This window comes from Sphingomonas sp. FW306-1B-B10E, assembly GCF_058782005.1.
In genome coordinates this window covers 1-3,335 of record NZ_JBYSXG010000102.1, presented here as the reverse complement: position 1 = coordinate 3,335, position 3,335 = coordinate 1, and the positions used below count along the sequence as shown (strand labels likewise).

The following is a 3,335-nucleotide window of genomic DNA, read 5'->3' as shown; positions in this document are numbered from 1 at the left end:
CTCCTTTCTAGCCCCTCCCCTGAAGGGGAGGGGCTAGAAAGGAGTCACTCCGCCGCTTGCACCACTGCGTTTTCCGCCGCCTCGATCTCGGCGGCCTTGGCTTCGACCAGCTTGACGATGTGGCCGATCATGTCGGCGTCCTGGACGTGGTGGTCGGTGACGCCCGACAGATAGACCATGTGCTTGCCGTTGCCGCCGCCGGTGATGCCGATATCGGTCTCGCGCGCCTCGCCGGGGCCGTTGACGACGCAGCCGAGCACCGAGAGGCTCATCGGGGTGCGGATGTGCTGGAGGCGCTCTTCCAGAGCCTGGACGGTGCGGATCACGTCGAAGCCCTGGCGCGCGCAGCTCGGGCAGGAGACGACGCGGACGCCCCGGTTGCGGATGCCGAGCGCCTTGAGGATCTCGAAGCCGACGCGGACCTCTTCCTCGGGTTCGGCCGACAAGGACACGCGGATCGTGTCGCCGATGCCGTACCAGAGCAAGGACCCGATACCGATCGACGACTTGACCGTGCCGCCGACGAATCCGCCCGCCTCGGTGATGCCGAGATGGAGCGGGCAATCGACCTGGTCGGCGAGCTGCTGATAGGCGGCGACCGCGAGGAACAGGTCGCTCGCCTTCACCGCGACCTTGAATTCGTGGAAGTCGCGGTCCTGGAGCAGCTTGATGTGATCGAGTGCCGACTCGACCAGCGCCTCGGGGCACGGCTCGCCATATTTCTCGAGCAGGTCCTTTTCGAGGCTGCCGGCGTTGACGCCGATGCGGATGGAGCACCCGTTCGCCTTGGCGGCGTTGACCACTTCGTTGACGCGCTCCGCCGAGCCGATGTTGCCCGGGTTGATCCGCAGGCAGGCGGCGCCGGCATCGGCGGCCTCCAGCGCCCGTTTGTAGTGGAAATGGATGTCGGCGACGATCGGGACGCGCGCGGCGCGGACGATCTGCTTGAGCGCGGCGGTGCTCTCGACGTCGGGGCACGAGACGCGGATGATGTCGACGCCCGCATCCTCGCAGCGGCGGATCTGGTCGATCGTCGCGCGCACGTCGTCGGTTGGCGTGTTGGTCATCGTCTGCACCGTCACCGGCGCGTCGCCGCCGACGGGGACGTTGCCGACCATGATCTGGCGGCTCTGGCGACGCACGATATCGCGCCACGGGCGGAGGGACATGGGCTTCCTTGCTGAGGCTTTGCTTGGACTCGCATATAGCCCTCCCCGCCCCGCCGCGAAAGGCGTGCGTGCGCGGCGATCGCCGATCGGCCGGGCCCGCTGGCGCGCTTGCGGCGTTCTGCTAGGGAGACGGCGTCCCTCAGGGAGTGCCGCGATGCGCCTCTTGCCCCTCTTGCTCGGAGCTTTTCTCATGCCGCTGGCTGCCCAGGCCCAGGACCAACCCGAATGGACCCTGGTGATCCACGGCGGCGCCGGGATCATCGAGAGGGGCAAGCTTTCGCCCGAACAGGAAGCCGGGGCGACTGCGGGGCTGAATGCCGCGCTCGACGCGGGATCGAAGGTGTTGGCCGGCGGCGGCAGCGCGCTCGACGCGGTGCAGGCGGCGGTGCAGGTGCTCGAGGACGATCCGCACTTCAATGCCGGGCGCGGCGCGGTGTTCACCTGGGACGGCCGCAACGAGCTGGATGCGGCGATCATGGACGGGCGCAATCGCGCCGCCGGATCGGTCGCCGGGACCACCACGACACGCCATCCGGTCGCCGCGGCACGCGCGGTGATGGAGAAGAGCCCGCACGTCATGCTGTCGGGCGCGGGCGCCGACGAATTCGCGCGCGACCACGGGCTGGAGCAGGTCGACAACAGCTGGTTCGCGACGCCGGAGCGGCGCAAGCAGCTCGACAAGATGAAGGCGAACGACAAGCTCGGCTGGTTCGACGTCGACTTGAAATACGGCACCGTCGGCGCGGTGGCGATGGACGCCGAGGGGCATGTCGCCGCGGCGACCTCGACCGGCGGGCTCACCGGCAAGCGCTGGGGCCGGATCGGCGACGCGCCGATCATCGGCGCGGGCACCTATGCCGACGATCGCGCCTGCGCGGTCTCGGCGACCGGCGCGGGCGAGTTCTTCATCCGCGAGGGCGTGACGCACGAGATCTGCGCGCGGGTGCGATTCAAGGGCGAGGGCCTGCAAGCGGCGGCCGAGACGGTGATGGCCGAGGTCAAGGCACTCGGCGGCACCGGCGGCGTGATCCTGACCGGGCCCAAGGGCGAGATGGCATGGACCTTCAACACGCCGGGAATGTATCGCGGGCGGGTTTCGTCCAAAGGCGAGCGCGTGGTGGCGTTCTACGGCGAGGATTGACCCGCAATCCTGCCCCGGAGGGGGAGGTGGCAGCCGCAGGCTGACGGAGGGGTAGGCTCCTCAAGCGACGTCGCCCGGGGAGAATACCCCTCCACCGCTTCGCGGTCCCCCTCCCCCTCCGGGGGAGGATTGGGTAAGGGCGGCGCATGATTCGCACGCTCCTTATCCTGCTCAGCGCGATCCTCGGATTCGCAGCGACCCCCGCCAGCGCCTATTGGGAATATGGCCATGAGACCGTCGCGGCGATCGCGTATCGCAACGTGACGCCGGCGGTGCGCGCCGAGATCGGCAGGCTGCTCAAGCACCAGGCGCTGCTCGAGACGCCGACCTGCCCGGCGCGGACGATCGAGGAAGCGAGCGTCTGGCCCGATTGCATCAAGGAGCTCGGGCCGCGCTTCAGCTATGCGTATAACTGGCACTATCAGAACGTGAACGTCTGCAAGGACTTCACGCTCAAGGGCAATTGCCCCGACGGCAATTGCGTGTCGGCGCAGATCGAGCGCGCGACCAAATTGCTGAAGGACCGCAGCGTGCCGGTGCGCGAGCGCGTGATGGCGCTGGCGTTCCTCGTCCATTTCGTCGGCGATCTTCACCAGCCGCTCCACGCCGGCGACCGCGGCGACCTGGGCGGCAACAAGGCGAAATCGACCTACGGCATCTATTCGACCGAGAAGCTCAACCTGCATTCGATCTGGGACGGACTGCTCGCCGAGCGCGCGATCTCGACCCCGCCATCGCTGGTGCGGGTCTATTCTGCCGCGGAACGCAGCGCGGTGAACGGCGGCAGCGTCGAGGATTGGAGCCGCGACAGCTGGCAGGTGGCGCGGGACGTCGCTTATGCGAGCGCGTACGGCGATCCGTGCGGCCCGGTGCCCGAGCGCGCCAAGCTCGACGAGGCGGCGATCGAGAAACTGGTGGCGCCGGCGCGGCAGCAATTGGTCAAGGGCGGGCTCAGGCTCGCGCGATTGCTGGACGAGGCTTTGGGGTAACTTAAGCCCCTCCCCTTTAGGGGAGGGGTTGGGGGT

The 3,335-nt window shown here is 68.4% G+C and carries 3 protein-coding genes; 2 read left to right on the top strand and 1 reads right to left on the bottom strand.

Annotated elements, in window-relative coordinates; translation table 11 throughout:
- Window positions 1-44: 44 nt before the first annotated feature.
- Window positions 45-1,169 carry a flavodoxin-dependent (E)-4-hydroxy-3-methylbut-2-enyl-diphosphate synthase gene (gene ispG / locus AC3WJI_RS21460; protein ID WP_492759343.1) on the bottom strand — a complete coding sequence of 375 codons (1,125 nt, stop codon included), beginning with the start codon at window positions 1,167-1,169 and terminating at the stop codon, window positions 45-47.
- 190 nt (window positions 1,170-1,359) lie between these two features.
- On the opposite strand from ispG, the gene AC3WJI_RS21455 reads away from it, so the two are divergent.
- Both AC3WJI_RS21455 and AC3WJI_RS21450 read left to right on the top strand, forming a co-directional pair.
- A complete protein-coding gene (locus AC3WJI_RS21455; protein ID WP_492759342.1) occupies window positions 1,360-2,310 on the top strand; it encodes an isoaspartyl peptidase/L-asparaginase family protein in 951 nt (316 codons plus the stop codon).
- A 146-nt stretch (window positions 2,311-2,456) separates the two neighbouring features.
- A complete protein-coding gene (locus tag AC3WJI_RS21450) occupies window positions 2,457-3,299 on the top strand; it encodes a S1/P1 nuclease (RefSeq protein WP_492759341.1) in 843 nt (280 codons plus the stop codon).
- Window positions 3,300-3,335: the final 36 nt, after the last annotated feature.

Excerpts from the sequence above, each read along its gene's own strand:
- ispG (WP_492759343.1), bottom strand. The coding sequence starts at position 1,169 with ATGTCCCTCCGCCCGTGGCGCGATATCGTGCGTCGCCAGAGCCGCCAG.
- AC3WJI_RS21450 (WP_492759341.1), top strand. The coding sequence starts at position 2,457 with ATGATTCGCACGCTCCTTATCCTGCTCAGCGCGATCCTCGGATTCGCA.
- AC3WJI_RS21455 (WP_492759342.1), top strand. The coding sequence starts at position 1,360 with ATGCCGCTGGCTGCCCAGGCCCAGGACCAACCCGAATGGACCCTGGTG.